The organism is Paenibacillus glacialis (assembly GCF_001637205.1).
GTDB classification, from domain to species: domain Bacteria; phylum Bacillota; class Bacilli; order Paenibacillales; family Paenibacillaceae; genus Paenibacillus_AQ; species Paenibacillus_AQ glacialis.
Genome location: NZ_LVJH01000074.1, coordinates 37564 through 57397, shown reverse-complemented (window position 1 = coordinate 57397; position 19834 = coordinate 37564). Strand labels below are relative to the sequence as shown.

Here is a 19834-nt window from a genome sequence, read left to right as displayed (position 1 = left end):
ATATGATGACCGATAGCATCTCATATGCAAAAGGCCCGGTATTTAACCGGGCCTTTTGTGGCCTAATTATATTATGATTAATTATTTGTAAGTAACACCCTTACTGTACCGATTATTAGCATTCCAGAGTAGATACTCATCCACTTTCATATCTTTCATCGCACGGATTTGTTCTTCTACTTCATTTTTACCATATTTCGTGTAGTGTCCACTACCTAGCCAACTGGCGGTGAAATCTTGAATCCAAGGACGTATGATAGGTTTCTGCTCACCAAGTGGATCTAGTTTTTTGTGAGTGTCGACCATAGAACCTTTGATTACTGCATAAGGTTCTTTATCTGGATTTGTCGCTCCAAACCAACCTGTAGAGTAATGACTTGGATATACCATAGGAGCAATAACATCTACATTCTCAGAAATTTTGACCATATCTTGTCCAATGCCTTCAGCAGCTGGAACGGATGCAGCGTATCCGAAGATATCGACGGATACGCGAAGTCCAAGTGGAGCCAACTCTTTGCGTGCATATTGAACGAATTCAGTAACAATATCGACACGAGATTTTTCATTTTTAACATATGTCATTGAATCCGCTCGCTTCTCAAATCCTTCTGGAAACCGAACATAGTCAAATTGGATTTCCTTGAAACCAAGTTTGGCAGCTTCTTTAGCGAGTTCAATATTGTAATCCCATACTTCCTTACTATAAGGATTCACAAACCCGTCGCCATTTCCATTCTTCCACAACGTTCCATCCTTTTTAACAAATGACAGTTTGGGATTCTTGGTAGCTAGGATAGTGTCTTTAAATACAACAATTCGTGCAATGGGGTATACATTATGTTTTTGTAGACGCTCCATTAGTAATCCGATATTTCCAATGTAAGGTTGCGTTTTACCCAGTTTTTGAAGAATTGGATTATCGGACTTGTACGTTATGTATCCAGCATCATCCTTAAGATCAATAACCATTGCATTAAGTTCTGTTGAATCAATAAGATTCAGTAACTCGGTCATCCGTGATCCTCCAGCACTATGAGCTGTGACATAAATCCCTTTAACGATAGGTGCATCTGTTTGAGGGTCTACTTTGACAGGAGGTTGGTCTGCGTCCACAGTACCCAATGTCGTTTGTGAGTCTTTGCCTTGCGCATTAGTCATTACCGAATGAATAGATGATTGCAACGTGCTGATCGTGCCTGGATTGTCTGTTGGCTGTCCTGACGTATTTCCCAATACTAATAGCATTAATGCCCAAATGATATTCATATTCTCTCTCCCCTATAGCGTATGCGCTCTCATTGTATGATTATATAGAAGCAATAGCATCTAAAAACAACAGCTTTGTAACAATCCGAATTTCAAATAATCTGATTGTTGTTTGTAACCCTAAATGAAAGAAATTAAACAATCCGGTGCATATAAAATGCCGTCTATTCCGCCAGAATTGGGGAGGAGACGGCATGGTAATCAAGCTTACTTCTCTTTAATGAAGATGAGCAAGGTTCTGATGTTCACAAATACTAATTTGGATAATCTCCATGGCGTCCTGCGGTTCAAGAATACTTAGTCCGTCACGTAACATGATAAGGGAGTTAAGTTCTTTTTGTTTTAAGAAAGGCATCATATCAGGATACCAGCGCTTAACAATCTGAGACAGTGTTACCGATTCCATTTCCACAAAAATCACCCTTTCTCCTTTAAATTCTTTACCGTCAAAAGTTCTTGAGTAGCGAATAGGAAAAATCTTTCGTGCATGGGCATTAAGGATGAATCGGAAACCTCTTTGTAACGGAAATAGCGCATCTATAATATACCACATAATTGAGGACATAACACTTTGTTTATCAAAAATCATCTCCTGCGGAATGATCCCATAATGCCTACCGTTTCCACAATATTGACGAAGGCATGGGGGTCCGTTTTTTTAATGATTCGTTTAAGTTCTGCTAGCTCATATTGTGTCGTGACCGTCATCAACATATCTCTGGGCTCATGGGAATAAGCGCCTTCTGTTTTGATTTTGGTAACACCACGTGGAATTTGAAGTAGTTCAGCAAGCAGGTCATCCGTCTTATTGGTCACAATGTACACCGTTACTTTAATGTGACTGATATGTATAAGATCTAGTACCCTTCCAGTAATGTATATTGAAGCCATGGAGGCTAAGGCGATATTCCAATTGTTATTTAAGTATCCTGCCGCAAGAATAACCAAGCCATTCATGACAACGATAATATTTCCTACAGGAAAATCACGATAACGTGTAATCAATGAGCCGATGATGTCAAATCCTCCTGAAGATCCACCTACACGGAAGGAAATTCCACTACCTATTCCAACGAGTACTCCTCCAAACACACTAGCGAGAAGAAAATCCGTTATGATTAGTTTAACTGGAATAAGTGTTAGAAACCATGTGGTTGCAACGACAGAGAGTATACTGAGACTAATGAATCGTTTCCCCAATTTGAACCAACCAGCAAGAAGAATAGGGATATTGATAATGAAGTACATAGCACTAAGACTGAAATCACTGAAATAACTAATTAGTAAGGATACACCAGAAACACCGCCACTCAGCAGTTGGTGTGGAATAAGAAATAAATTAAAGCCACATGCTATGATAGCGGCGCCGAGTATCACAGCTAATGCATTCCAAACATCTTTTAACAAAATAAACCCACCTTTAATGTTGTAGTAATTCTTGTTGTAACTAAATATTTTTTTATTCAGAGTAACTTAGTAGTAAATATAATTTGTTTTGTGATATAATGTATTGGATGTTCTTGAGTAGGGTTGTACAATAGTATTATTTTTGCATTATTTCGGCTTAATAATAACCGAATAGTCATTTAGATGGTTTAAAAAAATCCGGATAACGCTATGAACTTTTGTTCATGCAATATTTTACGGCATGTATGGCTACCCTATACACGTATGCCGCTACTTAAGAATACAGAGAAGAATGTGGAATGTCCACTGACAAGAATGTGGTATGTCCACTATATAGAAGGAGCATGAATATATTTGAAAACATTTGCAGAATTTGGCTTGGAGCCTAAGATCCTCCAGGCGATTACGGAGCTAGGATTTGAAGAATCCACGCCAATTCAAGACCAAGCTATTCCTATCGCTATGTCAGGAAGAGATTTGATCGGTCAAGCGCAGACAGGTACTGGTAAAACAGCAGCATTTGGTTTGCCGTTGATTTCTAAAATCAGCAAAGAAGAAGACAGAATTATGGCTTTGATCATGACCCCGACTCGTGAGCTTGCTATCCAAGTAGCAGAAGAAATCGGTAAGCTTTCTCGTTTCAAAGGAATTCGTTCATTGGCTATTTATGGTGGTCAAGATATTAGCCGTCAGATTCGATCCCTTAAAAACAAACCTCAGGTTATCATTGGTACACCTGGACGTCTTTTGGATCATATTAACCGCAAAACGATCCGTTTGACTGATGTTCAAACAGTTGTATTAGATGAAGCAGACGAAATGCTTGATATGGGCTTCATGGAAGATATTCAATCCATTCTGAAGTTGGTACCAGAAGAACGTCAGACTATGTTGTTCTCCGCAACGATGCCAGCAAACATCCAGAAGCTTGCACATCAGTTCTTGAATAACCCTGAACATGTATCGGTTATTCCTAAGCATGTAAGTGCTCCTCTGATTGATCAAGCTTACATTGAAGTTCCAGAACGTCAAAAATTCGAAGCACTTAGCCGTCTTATTGACATGGAATCGCCAGATCTTGCCATCGTATTTGGACGTACTAAACGTCGTGTAGATGAATTGTCTGAAGCTTTGCAGAAACGTGGATATTCAGCTGATGGACTACACGGAGATTTGTCACAGAATCAACGTGATGCAGTTATGCGTAAATTCCGCGATGGAAGTATTGATGTACTAGTTGCAACGGATGTAGCCGCTCGTGGGCTTGATGTTTCTGGTGTAACACATGTTATCAACTTCGATCTACCTCAAGATCCTGAGAGCTATGTACACCGTATTGGTCGTACAGGTCGTGCAGGTAAAGAAGGTACGGCTTGGTCGTTCGTAACTCCACGTGAAATGGATCATTTCCACTTTATCGAGCGTGTTACTCGTCACCGTATTACACGTAAACCACTTCCGACGATGGCTGAGGCTATTGAAGGTAAACAACGTATTACAGCTGAAAGATTGCTTGAAACGTTGGAAAAGGGTGAGTTGAACGAGTACAAGGGAATTGCTATCCAGTTGTTGGAACAATATGATTCAGTTCAATTGTTAACTGCAGCGATGAAATTGCTGACAGGTGAGAAAAAGGATAGTGATATCCATTTGACACCAGAAGATCCAATGCGTGCTAAACGTCGTAAACCAGACATTCGCAGTGGTCGCAAACCTTCAGGCAGCTACGGTTCACGTAACGGCAGCACTTCTGGATCAAGCACAGGCGGTAGCAACTATCGTCGTGATCGTGATAGTAGTGGCGGAGGAAGTCGTGGTGGATACGCAGGTAAGAGCAGTTACAACAAAGATGGCGGAGCTGGTCGTGATTCTTCAGCACGTACGAACAAACCACGCCCAAGTAGCAGCACTAGTAGCAGTAGCCGTCCGGCGAAACGTCCTGACAGTTCTTTCGAATAGTATCAATACAACTAAAAGACGAAGTGTATCTACACTTCGTCTTTTCTTTATGTAAAAAGTATCGGATTACATAGTATCAAAATTATAGACTGGCATTGTATACAGCAAATACGGTATATTATTATGTACATGCATGTTTACAGAGGAGGAGAGGTCTTGGAATTTAGAGGCGCAATGGGAGGACTTTATAAATTAACGGAATGGGTTACGCGAATAGCGTACAGTAACATATTATGGGTGATCTGTTCTTCGCCATTTCTATTTATGTTATTACTCAAATTTTTGTTATATCAAACAGATGCGACGGCAAATGATCAATTATTATTAAATTGGGCTATGGGTATTTTGGCACCGTTTACATTGTTTCCTGCTATTTCAGCTTTATTTGCTACTGTACGGAAGTGGATTATGGGTGATACAGATGTACCTATTTTTCGTACCTTTTTTAAAGGATATAAGGATAATTACAAACAGTCCATGATTGGTGGGATCTTCTATACGTTATTATTTGTAATTATGTTTGTTGATTATAAGGTGTATATGACTATGGATAACCTACAACTTGTGGGTGGAGTGATGCTCGTATTACTTATAATGCTGTTTGTTTCTTTGTTTAATTTCTTCTCTATGGTTGTCCATTATCATATGAGTATATTCTTAATCATAAAAAATGCAATTCTACTAACGCTAATTCGTCCTATGAAAATGGTTGCTACTGTAGCGGGTTGTGGGCTGTTATTGTATATAACGTCACTATATCCTGTATTAATTATATTCTTCATCATAACATTAATGGCGATGTGGTCGTTCTTTAACTTCTATGGGTCATTCCTCAAAATGCAAGAGAAAGCAGAAAGGTTAAGACTTTTAGAAGAAGAGAAAGCATTAGCCGACTCATCTTCTTTAGAAGAAACTGCTTCAACTAAAAATTAGAAATAGTAATTTAGTTGTAAGAAATTGGAGTTGTTAAATAACTTCATTTGAGTTTACATTTCTAATCGTTAGGATTATAATAGTAACAAATCCTGCGATGTTCGACACGGTTAATCGTTATTTTGAACCAATGATGATGTCTAGGGAGATCTATAAGGAGCGTAGCTGAAACGCCCTGTCTATATGACATGGGGACTTCAAAAGCATTTCTGCGATCACCCACCTGCTACTGCAGGTTCAGAAGACAATTTGACCGAACGGCATAAGCGGGATTCTTTTCTTTTCTTATCTAATGGATTGTAATGTTAAAGCATTCCACTGTCGATATAACATCGATGCTGGAGTGCTTTTTTTGTTGAGACTATGAGATTATATGGGCCAACCTCTTTTGTTCTGAGGAGTTCAATGTTAAACTATTATGTATTGATGGTTATTTTAAAGGGGGAAAGGTCTTGTCGTTAAAGAGAGTTCTAGTGGGGATCATACGTAGTCAAGAAGGAACGGGAGACAGAGTAAAAGATCCTGAAATGAAAACGCGCTATTACAATTTATCGAAAGACAAAGCATGGGAGGAAGTCTCGTCCACGCTGAAAAAAATTCCGGGTTACAAAGTTCTACATGAAGTTCCATCGGTTGGGGAAATTATTCTTGAGAAGAAGACTTCCTTTGGGCGTACGGTAGACATTACAGTGTCTGTTCTTTCGACCGGTCCTGTTCGCAGTGCAGTGGATATATATTCTGCATCAAGAGGTTCGTTGGGTGATCTAGGAGCTAATTATCGAATTATTATTCATTTGTTTGCAGCACTAGATAAGAAGTTGGCTAAATATAAATCATTTGAGTAAGGATTCGAATTATTTTTTTAAAAAAGCGAGAGAAGGATTAGCTCTTTCTCCCGCTTTTTTAAGCATAAATTACAGTAAGGATTTAACTGCAGCTACAGCATTTTCATAGTTTGGATGTTCAGTCATTTCGCTGAGATATTCCACGTAAGTGATCTTATCGTCTTTGTCGATTACAAAGATCGAGCGCATATCAAGGCGGAATTCCTTAATTAATACGCCGTAGGCTTCTCCGAAAGAGGATGACTTGTGGTCAGATAATGTAATGACACGTTCCACACCAGCTGCACCACACCAACGTGCTTGTGCAAATGGAAGATCCATACTAACGGTAAGGATGATAACATCATCGCCTAGCTTATCAGCTTCTTCGTTGAAACGACGTGTTTGTGTATCACAAACGCCTGTATCTAGGGAAGGGACGACACTGATCAATTTAATTTTACCAGCGTAATCCTTTAAGGATACGTCTTCAAGTAAGTTTTTGCTAACAGTGAAATCAGGAGCGGAATCACCTGCTTTCAGTTTTGGTCCAATCAATGTAATAGGGTTACTTTTGAAAGTTGCAATACCAGTACGTTCTTGTGCCATTGTGATTTTCCTCCTTGAATAATTTAGATTTAGTAAAGACTGTCATGGTAATTATAATCTTTTTGGAATAACATTACCAATACTGATGTTGTTAGTATAGAGTAAAGGAAGGTTCTTATGATATTTATCCGAACTGAGAATTGGAAAAGTTATTTGAGATTGTATCCTGTAACGTCATTGTTACTATTAATAAACATCATCATGTTCTTGATATTAATGTTTAATGGTGGATCTGCAAATAATGAAACGCTCTATAGATTTGGTGCGTTGATTAATGAAGGAGAAAGCTGGAGGTATGTGACAGCTATGTTCCTTCATAGTGGATTTGATCATTTATTATTTAATTGTTTCGGATTACTAGTATTTGCTCCGCCTCTAGAACGGCTCATGGGTTCATGGAAATACACTTTGCTGTACCTCTTGAGTGGTATTGTGGGGAATGTACTATCATCTGCTTATAATATTCAAATGGATAGGATGGTTATATCGGTAGGGGCTTCAGGCGCGATCTATGGGATATACGGTGCGTACTTATACATCGCTGTATTCCAACAAAAATTATTAGATGAATCCTCTCGTAAGACGTTGTATGCTATGCTAGTGTTTGGGATTATATCCTCAGTCATTGTGGCAAATGTGAATTGGATGGCTCATTTCGGTGGTTTAATTGGTGGATTCTTTGTATATGGACTCATCATTAGGTTGATAGGTAAGCGACGATAAATTAAGGATTTGATCATACATTCTAGATTGGAGCGATCACCCGCGTGGAACTGAGACAGTTGCACTATTTCATGAAAGTAGCACAGAAAGAGCATGTAACCCAAGCAGCCGAAGAGCTTCATGTAGCCCAGTCTGCCGTAAGTAGGCAGATACATCAATTGGAACAGGAACTAGGCGTTGATTTATTTATGCAAAAAGGAAGGAATCTACAATTAACACCGGTAGGTCATCTGTTCTGTAAGCGGGTAGAGAGTCTTATGAAGGATCTAGACAAAGCGGTTGCTGAAGTTCATGAATTTCTGGATCCTGAGCGAGGAGAGATTCGAATTGGATTTCCTCATAGTCTCGGCATTCACTTGATTCCAACGGTTGTTGCTGAATTTAGAAAGCGCTACCCGAATGTGAAATTCCGGTTTAAGCAGGGGATGTATCCTTCACTGATTCGGGATGTTGTATCTGCTGAAGTTGATCTGGCCTTCATCTCTCCTTTTCCGGAGGGGCATGATCAAGTAGAAGGTGATGTGGTGCTGACTGAAGAAATGTATGCTATTCTGCCTCCGAATCATGCACTCGCGCAGGAAGAATCTATTACGTTAGATCAACTGAGCGCAGATAAATTCATTTTGTTTAGTAAGGGGTATTCCTTACGCCCGATTGTCTGGCAAGCCTGTCTTGAAGCGGGGTTCACTCCTCAAATCGCCTTTGAGGGAGAGGAAACCGATACAATTCGAGGGTTAGTCGCAGCGGGGATGGGCGTCAGTCTTTTACCTGAAATGGCATTCTTCCAAAGTAATCCACTTCAACCTGCACGTGTTAGAATATCCGAACCAAGAGTCACGCGAACGATTGGATTGATTCATAGATCAGATGATAAGTTGCCGTTAGTTGCTCAAGCATTTCGCAATTTTTTACTTAATTATTTCGAACTTATGAGCATAAATAACAAAACCCCGTTCGGTACTTAACCGATCGGGGTTCTTTTCGTTGTATTGCTATACTTGTTTATACTGTTTCGGAAATATTAATCACGACTGTTATTGAACATCATGACATAACGAATCAATTCGAGAATGGAGATGAGTGCAGCAGCTACGTACGTGAGTGCAGCGGCATTCAATACTTTAGCGACGCCACGTTCTTCGTCATTTGTTATGAAGCCTTGCTCCACCATAATGTTACGTGCACGACTGCTGGCATTGAATTCAACTGGTAATGTTACGAGTTGGAAAGCTACCGCAGCGGAGAAGAAGATGATTCCTAGGCCGAGTAGATTAGTGAAAGAAAATAAAATACCTGCAATGAGTAAGAATGGCGCTACTCCTGAAGCGAAGTTAACAACTGGGAACATACGGTGTCGCATAACTAGCATCGGATAGTTTTCTTTGTGTTGAATAGCATGGCCGATCTCATGACAGGCTACAGAAACGGCTGAAATTGTACTTTCGTAGTACACGGGTTCCGATAAACGAACGACTTTATGAATAGGATCGTAATGATCGGTTAGTGATCCTCTTACTGGCTCAATTGGGATGTGTTGCAGGCCGTTTGCGTCTAACATACGTCGAGCAGCTTCATAGCCGGTTAGTCCATTATGATTTTCTACTTGAGCCCATTTTTTAAATGTGCCCTTAACGCGAAATTGTGCCCATAGTGAGAATATGAATGCAATAATGATGAGAATAAACATGGAATTAGAGTTCATTTCCTTACCTCCTAGTAATAGTTATACCTTGAATTGTGCGAAAAGATTTACATTAATGGTCCATGATTGAGCAAGATCTTTAATGCTTCTATAACAGCTGCTCCCTGAGGGAGTAATTGCGTCAGCATGCGTCTAGCCTGCCCTGGTTTCATTTGTTCAATTAAAGGGCTGAGTTCCCTAACTTCCTTCTCTAACTGCAACATATGAAGTTCTAGATGGGTCAGTTTGTCTGAAACTTGTGCTTCCTCTGTGATCATGTTCCACTTGTCTAGCTTTTCCTTTATTTCCTCCAAAGTATACTTCTCTTGTTTTAGTAGATTAATACGCACCAGACGGGCAGAGGTTTCATAGCTATAAAGGCGGTAGTTTTTCTCTGTTCGACTTTCAGGAACTATTAATCCCAATTTTGTGTAATAATCGATCGTTCTCTCGCTGACACCAGCAACTTTAGCTAATTCTCCAATTTTGTACAACGTCATATCCCCAATGCGAATCACCCCACTTACATAAATATGAATCAATAAGACAACTTATCCATTTAATGATGAATCACTTAATATTAACTATTTAAAATATGATACTCGAAGGATAACCATACAGTCAAACGTCTTACTTTTACAAAGATATCCAATGTTATATTTAGTGACTCTAATTGTTAGTTATTTGGTTATTTATGAAAAAATGTTGTCAAAAGTTAACCTCATTGCTTATAATGACATTAACATTTTAACTAGTGTAAGAATATATAACATAAAAGGAGTGATGAAGATGAAAAAGAGAATGTTAGGGATTGCTTTGGGGATGCTGGCTCTATTGGTTTTTCCGTTAAGTGCTTTTGCAGATGATGGTGCTACAAATTTGCAATTGCAAGCAGGTATTAACTCGGTTTTCGTCTTTCTAGCTGTCATGCTTGTATTTTTTATGCAAGCTGGGTTTGTTTTATTAGAAGCAGGAACGGTTCGTATGAAGAATGCGGGTCACGTTGCTGGTAAGACGGTATTAACTTTAGGGATTTCCGTCATCGTTTTCTGGGCTGTTGGATTCGGTCTAGGATTTGGAAATGGTAATGGCATTATTGGTCAAACCGGTTTCTTCTTAAGTGGAGGGAACATGGCAAGTTCATTTGATTCCCTAGCCTTCTCAGACGTATCATTAACAGTTAAGTTCTTATTTCAATTATCATTCGCAGCGATCTCGTTAGCAATTGCCTCAGGAGGTATGGCAGAACGTGCCAAACTGAGTGTTTACATTATATTTGGAACATTGTTCATGGTTGTGATCTATCCTGCCGTTGCTCACTGGGTTTGGGGTGGCGGATGGCTTGGGCAATTAGGTATGCAAGATTATGCTGGGTCTACTGTAGTTCATTTGACAGGTGCAACAGCAGCGCTTGTAGCAACCTTCTTATTGAAGCCTCGTCTAGGAAAGTATAATAAAGATGGTAAACCGAACGTTATTCCAGGACATAATCAAGTATATACTGTACTCGGTGTTGTTATTCTCTGGATTGGTTGGTTTGGCTTTAACCCAGGTAGTGGACTATCGGGATTAGGTGATTTCTTCGGATATGTATCACTTACAACGAATATTGCGGCTGCGGGTGGTGCATTAGCAGCACTTGCGATCTCTTGGATGGTATTTGGAAAAGGAGATATTCCAAGTATGTTAAATGGTGTACTTGCTGCTCTTGTTGCTATAACAGGTTCTTGTGCCTTCGTTGAACCGTGGGCCGCTGTTGTCATCGGTGCGGTTGCCGGTACGGTCGCTTTCTTGGCTGGTCAATGGTTAGAACGTGCTGGATTGGATGATCCAATCTATGCTGTATCTGTTCATGGTATTGCGGGTGTCTGGGGAGCTCTCTCAACAGGACTGTTTGCAACACCTGAATTAGCTGAAACGACTGGGGTAGGTCAAGCGGGATTATTCTATGGTGGTGGAATACATCAATTAGGAATTCAAGCTCTGGGTGTAGCGGGTACCTTCGTATTTGTACTGGTGATCTCATTCATAATTCTTGGTGCTATGAAAGTTACCATGGGACTTCGTGTAACTGAAGAAGAAGAGATGATGGGTTTGGATATTAGCGAACATGGAACCTATGGATACCCAGAACAAATGAAGTTACTTACGGATGCTGAAGCTTTATCCCGTCTTCATAAATCGACTCCCCCTGTTAATTAAGGGGACATGAGATTCTGACATTCTGGTTGAGGTGGACACCAGAATGCTCGGCAAGAGAGGGGGCAGCATGAAATCGATGAATTTAGCGGATTGTAATATGGACTTTTCAGGAATTGCAGTTGCAAGCTCCTGGAACCAATTAAAGGAACGACGTGTGGAATGTCAGACTCACTTGCAACCATTACGACTTACGCTGTCGATCTCAGAGTGGATGACTCTTGTTAACCACATGCATGATTTATTAACTACTAAGGCTTTGGACATCTGTGAGAAGGAAATGAAGGAAGCGGGCTATGGTCCGCCTCCTGTTCCATATTCCTTTATCGTGTTCGGTAGCGCAGGACGTATGGAATCCACATTGTGGAGTGATCAAGATAATGGACTTATCATAAGTGATTTGTTTAATGAACATAAAGAACAATACTTTGAACGATTTACAAAGCGTCTTTGCGACCAATTGGCGTATTTAGGATATGACAAATGTCTGGGGAAGGTGATGTGCTCAGAACCGCTCTGGAGAAAGTCCTTGAAGGAATGGGGAGCAACCATATCTGAATGGCAAAGAGATATGGGTTGGGAGCCGATTCGTTATTTGATAATTGCCGCAGATATGCGTCATATTGCCGGAGATCAAAGATTGGCGGAAGCATTCAAAGACCTGTTCTATCGAGGGTTTAAAGAAGTTCCTGAACTGCAATATGCAATATTGCGTAATACAGTTAGACATAAGGCAACATTAAATCTTTTAGGGCAAGTTGTGACTGAGCGTTTTGGAGAGCATGCAGGTGGTTTTGATATCAAATATGGTGTTTACATACCATTGGTGAATTTTGTGAGATTTATGGCGTTGCAGCTGGATGTGAAAGAAACGACAACGAAGAATAGGTTGGAGAAATTAATTTCTTTGGATAGTAATAATATGTTACTTGAGAGTTGTCAAAAAGCCTTCGATATGGCTATACAACTTAGGGTGAGTACTCCAGTTACAGTATCTGATGGATTGTTAATCAGCAGTAACTATATCTCTGAACAAGAGCTTAAGAAGAAACCGATCATGCTAGAGCTTCGAGAAAGCTTGGGTGTCGTAAGAAGAACACACAGAGCATTGCAGAGGTTGTTGCGTTTTGCGGAAAGGAGAAAGACATGAAGGAATCGGTACGGGGTATCAATGGATTATGGAGCACCTTTCGTCAGGGAGGTATGCCGTCGGCTATTGCTTCCGTCATGGGAGCCCCTACCGCTCAACATATGGCATTTATTCGTTCGCTAATGAGAGAGCAACGAAGACCTGAGGTTCTTAGTGTTCCTTTAACTAAACTTGAGACCGTTGTATTCGATCTTGAAACGACAGGGTTTGCCCATCTATATGGTGATGAAATATTATCATTCGGTGCTGTAAGGATGGTGGGTGAAGAGATAGTTGAAGAAGAACAGTTCTATTCACTGGTGAACTGCCGTAAGATTGTTCCAGATCGTATCACCGAATTGACGGGTATCACACAGGAGATGACAGATGGAGCTCCTACGCTCATGAATGGTTTACATGACTTTATGGCATTTGTCGGGGGAAGGGTGTTAATAGCGCATGGTAGCGCTCACGACAAAGCGTTCTTGAATGCAGCGCTATGGAAAACATCAAAGGTTAATTTAGGACATCGTGTGATCGATACGATGATGATTGCTCGCTGGCTTGAACCACAACGTGGAGGATATGGTCTTGATGAATTACTGCTGGATCGTGATATTCCTATTAAAGGACGACATCATGCATTAGGTGATTCGTTAATGACAGCCAAGCTGTGGAAATCATTCCTTAGTGATATTTCAGAACGTAGGGTAGACACGCTAGGGGATCTATATACTCACTTAAGTAATCGTTAATTGTGTTTGTTGAAGACTATAGCGATTTGTGATTACAGGATTGATAAGGGATGTAGAATGTACGATGCGATAGGATTGGATGATGATGGAAGTTCTACTCTTATTAGGTGAACAGATCAAATAAGCATCGAATAATTGTCCGTAGCCATTCAAATTAGTTAAATCATCTTGAGATGGGAAGGGTTGCGAATGGGGGTGGGAATGTACGATTCCTATTAGTCTGTCAGGTTGTAAACAGAACTTGACCCATTCCTCAGGGTGAAACATGAAAGCATGCAGCGGGTCAGGCGCTACGTTACGGATGGGATGGAATTGCTCGATCTGTATGCTACCCGCTGCGTCAGTACCCAGTAAGACCCCACAGGCTTCGTGTGGTAGATGAAGAAGTGTATGCGCTGTAAGTTCACGAGCTGCTGTAGCATGTAATAACATTTCCTCATCGCTTACTTGAAGGTTGGTCATTAATCTGTACCTCTCTCTTCTTTGGCTTCTGCGTTCACGCAGAAGTCCTTTTTTTTGACTAAGATGATTCAATTGTAAGTTCTTAAAGAAAGAGGGTAGAATAATAGATAACAACTTAAATGTAAAGGAAACGATACAGATGAAACGTAACTTATATATTGTAATTGCAACATTAATTCTGGTAGTGATAGCTATTTCTCAGAATACAGGATCAGGGGTTCAAGCTGTATTTCAAATGGATAAACCTCTTCCTACAGAGACGGGCCCTGAAGCGGGTAAGCTAGCTCCTCCATTCACAGCATCTGGCTTGGATGGGAAGACGTATCAAGTAGGTGGGAAGCAGGAGAAAGCTATTCTTGTGAATTTCTGGGCTTCGTGGTGCGATCCCTGTCAGGAAGAAGCTCCTGAATTAATTAAAATTGCTGATAAGTATCACAATGATCTTACCATCTATGGTGTGAATGTAACAAAATATGATAATAAGAAAAATGCCCAGAAATTCGTCAACAAATATCACATAGACTTTCCAGTCATGCTTGACCCGGAGGCGACCATATTTGATCAATATAAAGGTGCTGTATTTCCAACGAATGTATTGATTGATAAGCACGGGGTTATTCAGGAAATTATTCTTGGAACGGTGTCGGAGAAAGATTTAGAGAAGAAAGTGAAAAAGTTAATTCAATCGTAAAGATACAACAAAACCTCGATAGCCAGACTTTATGGCCATCGAGGTTTTGTTGTTTACATTTAATGATTTATTAGACCGTGTTGTCCATTGATATTAAGTTCCTTCTCATTCTGTGCGCTCTGACCTAAAAGAGCATATCGAATACTGTCGACTAATGCTTCCCAACTGGCTTCAATCACATTGCCAGAAACTCCAACGGTAGTCCATGTACTCTCCACATTTTTAGATTCAATAAGTACACGTACTTTAGCGGCAGTTGCATCTTTTTCATCTAAGACACGGACCTTATAGTCAGATAGATGCATTTCCTTGAGAATTGGAAAAGATTGAGAAAGAGCCTTCCGAAGCGCATTGTCGAGTGCGTTAACAGGTCCATTCCCTTCAGCTGCGGTATATACGCTTTGGCCGTCAATCTTCAATTTAACAAAGGCTTCAGAAATAACTGGATTGCCTGCGCTCTTCTCAACAAGCATCTTGAACGATTCGAAACTGAATAATTCAGAAATTTCTCCATTGGCTTCACGTAGTATCAGTTCTAATGAAGCGTCTGCCGCTTCAAATTGATATCCTTGATGTTCTAAGTCCTTTATCTTATCAATGACTTTCCCAGATTGCTCATTGCTTGGATCGAATTCTAGGCCCATCTCCTGAGCTTTGGACAGAATGTTGCTCTGACCTGCTAACTCAGAAACAAGAATTCGCTGTTTATTACCTACAAGTTCGGGTGCAATATGCTCATAGGTACGTGAATCCCTAAGAATTGCGGAGACATGAATGCCTCCCTTATGAGCAAATGCCGCACTACCAACATAGGGTTGATTCACAGGCATATGGACGTTTGCTATTTCACTCACATAACGAGCGGTGTTGGCTAGTTGAGATAATGATGCGGGTTCGATACAATCATATCCCATCTTCAGTTGAAGGGTTGGAATGATTGAGCATAGATTAGCATTCCCGCATCGTTCTCCATACCCATTGATCGTCCCTTGAACTTGGCGTGCTCCTGCTTGGATAGCGCTTAATGTATTGGCTACAGCAAGTTCACAGTCGTTATGTGTATGAATACTCAGATTAGCTTGAGGTAGATTTGAGGTTAGCGTAGAGACAATATCGTGAATTTCGTGTGGAAGAGTTCCGCCATTCGTATCACACATCGTCAGCCAATCCGCGCCTGCATCTTTTGCTTTACTAAGAACTGCAAGTGCATATTCCGGGTTATTCTTGTAGCCGTCGAAGAAATGTTCAGCGTCAAATACCACTTCAAGTCCATTCTGTTTGAGAAACGAAATGGAATCGTATATCATGGCTAAGTTCTCATCTAGTGTTGTCTGCAATGCAGTATACACATGGAAGTCCCATGACTTACCTACTAAGGTCGCAGCCTGCGCGCCTGAATCAATAATAGATTGTAAATTTCGATCTTGTGATGCTTCCGTATTTTTACGTCGTGTATTTCCAAATGCTGTAATCTTTGAGCTAAGCCCTAGGGTTTGAACTCTTTTGAAGAATTCAATATCTTTACTATTGCTTCCTGGAATACCACCTTCAATATATTGGACACCCAGATCATTTAGTTTTTTGGCGATTTTTAATTTGTCATCCGCTGATAAACTGACCCCTTCACCTTGGGTGCCGTCTCGTAAAGTTGTATCGAATATAGAAATAGATGTAGACAATGGTAGCCCTCCTTTGGAAGTCTTACTTAACGTGATTTTTATAGTTCATAATTATATCACTTCTACACTGGAATGTAACAAAGAATTAGATATTTCGTAATATGTCTTGATCTTGACCTATAGATAGACGAGGGTTATGCTGACACTTGAGTTCATTTATATAATGAAGAAGGGGTTTTAGCGTGAGAAACATCGATGAATATTATCCAGCGAAAGGCAGGGTTATACTTCATGTCGATATGAATGCTTTCTACTGCTCAGTTCATGAAGCGGAAGAACCCGATAAATATCGTGGCAAGCCAACAGCCGTAGCGGGAAGTGTTGAACTTCGTAAAGGGATTATCGTGACTTGCTCATATGCTGCAAGACGTTTAGGTATATCTACAGGGATGCTTGTGAATCAAGCATTAAAGAAATGTCCTAATTTGATTGTAATACCACCAGACTTCACTGCGTATCGTAAATATTCTAATGCTTTTATGAAAATAGCCTACGAATATACACCTTGTATGGAAGCAACGTCTATAGATGAATGTTATTTAGACATCACAGGCTCCAAACAATTTGGAACACCGCAGGAGATTGCCACGATCATTCAGAAGAGAATTTATATGGAATTGTCTCTTCCGTGCTCCGTGGGTATCGCCCCGAATAAATTACTAGCTAAGATGGCTTCAGATATGTTCAAGCCTAATGGGTTGACCGTTCTTCGTATTCGAGATGTACCAAAGATTTTGTGGGATAAGCCGTGTGATCAATTATTTGGCATTGGTGGCAGAACGGCAGAAAAGCTGAAGAAATTAAATATTTATACAATAGGGCAGTTGGCTAAATGTGAAGAAATGCTATTGAAACAGACATTTGGTGTGCTAGGTACGTGGATGAAACAGGCAGCCAATGGGGTCGATCACTCTCCTGTGTTAGAGAATCGTGAACAGAGTAAGTCCATCGGACATACGACGACGCTTCCTTCGGATATTTATTTGAAAGAAGATGTGCACCGTGTTCTGTTAAATCTAAGCGATCAGGTGGCTCGCAGGCTTCGCCGTAAGCAAATGGTTGCGAGTGCGATCCAGATTACGATTCGTACACCTGATATGAAGACAATCACACGCACACATACACTCAGTGCACCGACAGAAAATACAGAGGATATTTATGCGAAAGCATGCCAATTATATAATGAACACTGGAGTTGGGATAAGCCTGTCCGGTTATTGGGTGTGACGTTGCAACAACTTATGCCAAAGGAAGACTCAGCGATTCAGTTAGATCTATTTAATTATGAACAGCATCCCAAAAAAGAATCTTTAACTAAGGCCATGGATTTACTTCGCAATAAGTTCGGGGAGAATGCGGTTTTGACAGCTGGCATGTTAGGTGATGATCCGTCTGTATTAATTAGGAATCATAAGATCAGAGGGACTTCATTGCAGATGGATTTCAGGGATAAAGAGGATGAAAATTTGTCATAAATGAGTAAATGATTTGGAATTATGTTTTAAATCAATTGAAAATTCATTTTTTTTGGTTTAATATTATGGCTAATGATCTTTTACTTATCGACAGTAATGAATGGGTATATAGGAGGAAGAGAGAACTATGGCTAAATATACATGGGTTGAGAAAGATACATGCATTGCATGTGGAGCTTGTGGTGCAACAGCACCAGATATTTATGATTATGATGATGAAGGAATAGCTGAGGTTATCTATAAGAGTGACTGTAATCGTGGTAATACAGCAATTCCAGAAGATTTGTATGACGATCTAGATGATGCTAGTGATGGCTGCCCAACAGATTCCATCAAGATTGCAGATGAACCTTTTAATAAAGAGGGATAATCAAAGTTCTTAATAAGTATAGACATTTCACACTTGGTAGGTTTATCGTGTGCGGTGTCTATTTTTTTTGTCTATTTCTGCCGATATAAGAAATAAAACAATATTTCTTTTGGAGGTCCAAATGAAGGATTTGTTATACCTCAAAAAATATGTAGAGTTGCATTCTGACAATAAGATGGGATGGTACTTATTAGGCAAGGAATATGAAAAGAACGGTCAGGAGGGCAAGGCCAATTACTGTTTCAACCAATCGGGCGAAGTATATGAAGCGTTCGAACTGAGTAAGGTGCCTAATGATCTTTTGGTGGATTACCAATATAGAATGTTGCAGTTAACGCGTGATAAAGAAAGACGATTGAACAAAATTCGTGTTATTTTACTGACCTTAGTGATGATGCTTCTAATCTTTACACCAACAATCAATGCCCCAAGTGACCGTGCAGCAGTTACAGTGAAGGAGCTGGATAAAGAACAACAAACTGAGTTAGTCACAGGTGTGGCTCACAAACAAGTAGGTGATGATACCACTCCGTTATTTACTGCCCAAGCTGCTGGCTCATCTGAGGAGAGAGCGCGTACGTTATCTAATATGCTGTCCCATCCGGGATCACTACCAGTGAACATGGTTGTACTAGGGATGGAGCGACAAGACAAATGGTTGTTATGGAAACGCATGATGCCGATTGCCTTTACGCTTAAGAAAAATGAAGATTCGACAGTGACTTATAAATCCTATAATCCGAATGAATGTGATTGTAAACCTACTGAAGATCCGAAGGTTAAATCTTCTGCTTATGCATGGATTAAGGAGCAGGAAGATCTATTAGTTCTCTCAAGAGCTATCCAAACTTTCACGCAACAAGAGGGTAGAGCGCCAGTAAATCTTAGTGAACTGGTACAACCATTCCCACGTAATGTGCTCTCTGGAAATACAGAGATTATGAAGAGCCATTTCGGTGAGTTAAGAGCAGCTTATGCTGGCAAGGCAACAGGGAAAGATTCTTTAGATATGGAGCAGAAGAAAGGGAATGAACCGCCATCATCTACACAAGCCTCAGAAGCGGATGTCTATTTCAAAGAACCTATAGAAGTGATTGTTGATACAAAAAATCATCGCTTAGCTGTCGTTAGTGGGAATATTATGTTACGTAATTATAAAGTGGGATTGGGTGGAGCTAAGACCCCTGAGGATGAATTTGTCATTTCGGACAAAGTAGTAAACCCGAATGGGAGTGCTAATGGAGAGTTTGGTAGCCGTGGGATGCAGTTATCCGATAGTAGGTATGCCATTCATGGAACGGATGAACCTGAAAGTATTGGCAGGGATGAGTCGAATGGTTGTGTTCGTATGTTGAAGGAAGATGTAGAGGAGTTATTCGATCTTATCCCTATGGGTACGAAAGTGCGGATTGGTAAGGGGGGCTTGCCGCTTGACTTGCTAATTCCAACTGAACGTTATCAAACACAGAATAGACAAGATCAGACTAACCCCCATAAAACTTACCGCTGGCTTTAATTGTTAACAATAAGTAAGACGATCATAACTACGATGATCAGAGATACACTGAGACCAACCCATAAAACCGCTTTCTTGTTTACTTCCTGTTTGTTTTGATGGCGTGTCGGTGGTTTGCGTTTGGCTGTCATAAAGATCAACCCTCTCTCTATC

The 19834-nt window shown here is 40.3% G+C and carries 21 protein-coding genes and 1 other RNA gene; 13 read left to right on the top strand and 9 right to left on the bottom strand.

What is annotated here, in order from left to right; genetic code table 11:
* Nucleotides 1-81: 81 nt before the first annotated feature.
* The 3 genes from PGLA_RS25610 to PGLA_RS25600 form a co-directional block, all read right to left on the bottom strand.
* Nucleotides 82-1269: a putative glycoside hydrolase gene (locus PGLA_RS25610; protein WP_068538036.1), complete on the bottom strand. Its 1188-nt coding sequence runs from the start codon at nucleotides 1267-1269 to the stop codon at nucleotides 82-84.
* Between the two features lie 217 nt (nucleotides 1270-1486).
* Nucleotides 1487-1675: a hypothetical protein gene (locus tag PGLA_RS25605; RefSeq protein WP_211269631.1), complete on the bottom strand. Its 189-nt coding sequence runs from the start codon at nucleotides 1673-1675 to the stop codon at nucleotides 1487-1489.
* A gap of 179 nt (nucleotides 1676-1854) precedes the next feature.
* Complete coding sequence (locus PGLA_RS25600) at nucleotides 1855-2676, bottom strand: YitT family protein (RefSeq protein ID WP_068538035.1); 822 nt, start codon at nucleotides 2674-2676, stop codon at nucleotides 1855-1857.
* Between the two features lie 354 nt (nucleotides 2677-3030).
* On the opposite strand from PGLA_RS25600, the gene cshA reads away from it, so the two are divergent.
* The 4 genes from cshA to PGLA_RS25580 all read left to right on the top strand — a co-directional run bounded on the left by cshA (nucleotide 3031) and on the right by PGLA_RS25580 (nucleotide 6413).
* Nucleotides 3031-4635, top strand: a complete 1605-nt coding sequence (gene cshA / locus PGLA_RS25595; RefSeq protein ID WP_068538034.1) for a degradosome RNA helicase CshA — start codon at nucleotides 3031-3033, stop codon at nucleotides 4633-4635.
* Nucleotides 4636-4791: 156 nt separating this feature from the next.
* On the top strand, nucleotides 4792-5568 hold the full coding sequence (locus PGLA_RS25590) for a YesL family protein (protein WP_068538033.1): 777 nt from the start codon (nucleotides 4792-4794) through the stop codon (nucleotides 5566-5568).
* 86 nt (nucleotides 5569-5654) lie between these two features.
* A non-coding RNA gene (gene ssrS, locus PGLA_RS25585) (6S RNA) lies at nucleotides 5655-5845 on the top strand.
* Nucleotides 5846-6020: 175 nt separating this feature from the next.
* Nucleotides 6021-6413, top strand: a complete 393-nt coding sequence (locus PGLA_RS25580) for a DUF1499 domain-containing protein (RefSeq protein WP_068538032.1) — start codon at nucleotides 6021-6023, stop codon at nucleotides 6411-6413.
* 69 nt (nucleotides 6414-6482) lie between these two features.
* Here the strand turns inward: PGLA_RS25580 and tpx are convergent, their stop codons facing one another.
* Complete coding sequence (gene tpx, locus PGLA_RS25575) at nucleotides 6483-7001, bottom strand: thiol peroxidase (RefSeq protein ID WP_068538031.1); 519 nt, start codon at nucleotides 6999-7001, stop codon at nucleotides 6483-6485.
* 117 nt (nucleotides 7002-7118) lie between these two features.
* Here tpx and PGLA_RS25570 point away from each other — a divergent pair, with 117 nt between their 5' ends.
* Together PGLA_RS25570 and gltC are read left to right on the top strand one after the other, a co-directional pair.
* Entirely contained in the window at nucleotides 7119-7724 is a 606-nt protein-coding gene (locus tag PGLA_RS25570) for a rhomboid family intramembrane serine protease (RefSeq protein WP_068538030.1), read from the top strand.
* Between the two features lie 44 nt (nucleotides 7725-7768).
* Nucleotides 7769-8689 (top strand): glutamate biosynthesis transcriptional regulator GltC, encoded by a 921-nt coding sequence (gltC, locus tag PGLA_RS25565; protein ID WP_068538029.1) that lies wholly within the window; start codon nucleotides 7769-7771, stop codon nucleotides 8687-8689.
* A gap of 56 nt (nucleotides 8690-8745) precedes the next feature.
* Here gltC and PGLA_RS25560 read toward each other — a convergent pair whose 3' ends face one another.
* Nucleotides 8746-9426 (bottom strand): zinc metallopeptidase, encoded by a 681-nt coding sequence (locus tag PGLA_RS25560; protein ID WP_068538028.1) that lies wholly within the window; start codon nucleotides 9424-9426, stop codon nucleotides 8746-8748.
* A 47-nt stretch (nucleotides 9427-9473) separates the two neighbouring features.
* Complete coding sequence (locus PGLA_RS25555) at nucleotides 9474-9905, bottom strand: MerR family transcriptional regulator (protein WP_068538186.1); 432 nt, start codon at nucleotides 9903-9905, stop codon at nucleotides 9474-9476.
* 289 nt (nucleotides 9906-10194) lie between these two features.
* Here PGLA_RS25555 and PGLA_RS25550 point away from each other — a divergent pair, with 289 nt between their 5' ends.
* The 3 genes from PGLA_RS25550 to PGLA_RS25540 all read left to right on the top strand — a co-directional run bounded on the left by PGLA_RS25550 (nucleotide 10195) and on the right by PGLA_RS25540 (nucleotide 13488).
* Nucleotides 10195-11607: an ammonium transporter gene (locus PGLA_RS25550; RefSeq protein ID WP_068538027.1), complete on the top strand. Its 1413-nt coding sequence runs from the start codon at nucleotides 10195-10197 to the stop codon at nucleotides 11605-11607.
* A 67-nt stretch (nucleotides 11608-11674) separates the two neighbouring features.
* Nucleotides 11675-12754, top strand: a complete 1080-nt coding sequence (locus tag PGLA_RS25545) for a DUF294 nucleotidyltransferase-like domain-containing protein (RefSeq protein ID WP_068538185.1) — start codon at nucleotides 11675-11677, stop codon at nucleotides 12752-12754.
* Nucleotides 12751-13488, top strand: a complete 738-nt coding sequence (locus tag PGLA_RS25540) for an exonuclease domain-containing protein (RefSeq protein ID WP_068538026.1) — start codon at nucleotides 12751-12753, stop codon at nucleotides 13486-13488. Before PGLA_RS25545 ends, PGLA_RS25540 begins: the two co-directional genes overlap by 4 nt.
* Here PGLA_RS25540 and PGLA_RS25535 read toward each other — a convergent pair.
* The gene (locus PGLA_RS25535; protein ID WP_068538025.1) at nucleotides 13474-13950 is read right to left on the bottom strand and encodes a M67 family metallopeptidase; all 477 of its coding nucleotides are present in this window, start codon (nucleotides 13948-13950) and stop codon (nucleotides 13474-13476) included. The two genes, PGLA_RS25540 and PGLA_RS25535, sit on opposite strands and share 15 nt — an antisense overlap.
* A 139-nt stretch (nucleotides 13951-14089) precedes the next feature.
* Between PGLA_RS25535 and PGLA_RS25530 the strand changes: the two genes are divergently transcribed.
* Complete coding sequence (locus PGLA_RS25530) at nucleotides 14090-14641, top strand: TlpA family protein disulfide reductase (RefSeq protein ID WP_068538024.1); 552 nt, start codon at nucleotides 14090-14092, stop codon at nucleotides 14639-14641.
* A gap of 59 nt (nucleotides 14642-14700) precedes the next feature.
* Here the strand turns inward: PGLA_RS25530 and cimA are convergent, their stop codons facing one another.
* Nucleotides 14701-16320, bottom strand: coding sequence for a citramalate synthase (gene cimA, locus PGLA_RS25525; RefSeq protein ID WP_068538023.1), 1620 nt, complete (start codon nucleotides 16318-16320; stop codon nucleotides 14701-14703).
* A 182-nt stretch (nucleotides 16321-16502) separates the two neighbouring features.
* On the opposite strand from cimA, the gene PGLA_RS25520 reads away from it, so the two are divergent.
* The 3 genes from PGLA_RS25520 to PGLA_RS25510 all read left to right on the top strand — a co-directional run bounded on the left by PGLA_RS25520 (nucleotide 16503) and on the right by PGLA_RS25510 (nucleotide 19681).
* The gene (locus PGLA_RS25520; RefSeq protein WP_068538022.1) at nucleotides 16503-17795 is read left to right on the top strand and encodes a DNA polymerase IV; all 1293 of its coding nucleotides are present in this window, start codon (nucleotides 16503-16505) and stop codon (nucleotides 17793-17795) included.
* A gap of 127 nt (nucleotides 17796-17922) precedes the next feature.
* On the top strand, nucleotides 17923-18165 hold the full coding sequence (locus PGLA_RS25515; protein ID WP_068538021.1) for a ferredoxin: 243 nt from the start codon (nucleotides 17923-17925) through the stop codon (nucleotides 18163-18165).
* Nucleotides 18166-18286: 121 nt separating this feature from the next.
* A complete protein-coding gene (locus tag PGLA_RS25510; protein ID WP_068538020.1) occupies nucleotides 18287-19681 on the top strand; it encodes a L,D-transpeptidase in 1395 nt (464 codons plus the stop codon).
* Here the strand turns inward: PGLA_RS25510 and PGLA_RS29510 are convergent.
* Complete coding sequence (locus PGLA_RS29510; protein ID WP_281197474.1) at nucleotides 19678-19812, bottom strand: hypothetical protein; 135 nt, start codon at nucleotides 19810-19812, stop codon at nucleotides 19678-19680. The two genes, PGLA_RS25510 and PGLA_RS29510, sit on opposite strands and share 4 nt — an antisense overlap.
* Nucleotides 19813-19834: the final 22 nt, after the last annotated feature.

Coding starts and splice junctions, on each gene's coding strand:
- PGLA_RS25610 (WP_068538036.1), bottom strand. CDS start 1,269: ATGAATATCATTTGGGCATTAATGCTATTAGTATTGGGAAATACGTCA.
- PGLA_RS25605 (WP_211269631.1), bottom strand. CDS start 1,675: ATGGAATCGGTAACACTGTCTCAGATTGTTAAGCGCTGGTATCCTGAT.
- tpx (WP_068538031.1), bottom strand. CDS start 7,001: ATGGCACAAGAACGTACTGGTATTGCAACTTTCAAAAGTAACCCTATT.
- PGLA_RS25570 (WP_068538030.1), top strand. CDS start 7,119: ATGATATTTATCCGAACTGAGAATTGGAAAAGTTATTTGAGATTGTAT.
- PGLA_RS25560 (WP_068538028.1), bottom strand. CDS start 9,426: ATGAACTCTAATTCCATGTTTATTCTCATCATTATTGCATTCATATTC.
- PGLA_RS25555 (WP_068538186.1), bottom strand. CDS start 9,905: ATGACGTTGTACAAAATTGGAGAATTAGCTAAAGTTGCTGGTGTCAGC.
- PGLA_RS25550 (WP_068538027.1), top strand. CDS start 10,195: ATGAAAAAGAGAATGTTAGGGATTGCTTTGGGGATGCTGGCTCTATTG.
- PGLA_RS25545 (WP_068538185.1), top strand. CDS start 11,675: ATGAAATCGATGAATTTAGCGGATTGTAATATGGACTTTTCAGGAATT.
- PGLA_RS25540 (WP_068538026.1), top strand. CDS start 12,751: ATGAAGGAATCGGTACGGGGTATCAATGGATTATGGAGCACCTTTCGT.
- PGLA_RS25535 (WP_068538025.1), bottom strand. CDS start 13,950: ATGACCAACCTTCAAGTAAGCGATGAGGAAATGTTATTACATGCTACA.
- PGLA_RS25530 (WP_068538024.1), top strand. CDS start 14,090: ATGAAACGTAACTTATATATTGTAATTGCAACATTAATTCTGGTAGTG.
- PGLA_RS25515 (WP_068538021.1), top strand. CDS start 17,923: ATGGCTAAATATACATGGGTTGAGAAAGATACATGCATTGCATGTGGA.
- PGLA_RS25510 (WP_068538020.1), top strand. CDS start 18,287: ATGAAGGATTTGTTATACCTCAAAAAATATGTAGAGTTGCATTCTGAC.
- PGLA_RS29510 (WP_281197474.1), bottom strand. CDS start 19,812: ATGACAGCCAAACGCAAACCACCGACACGCCATCAAAACAAACAGGAA.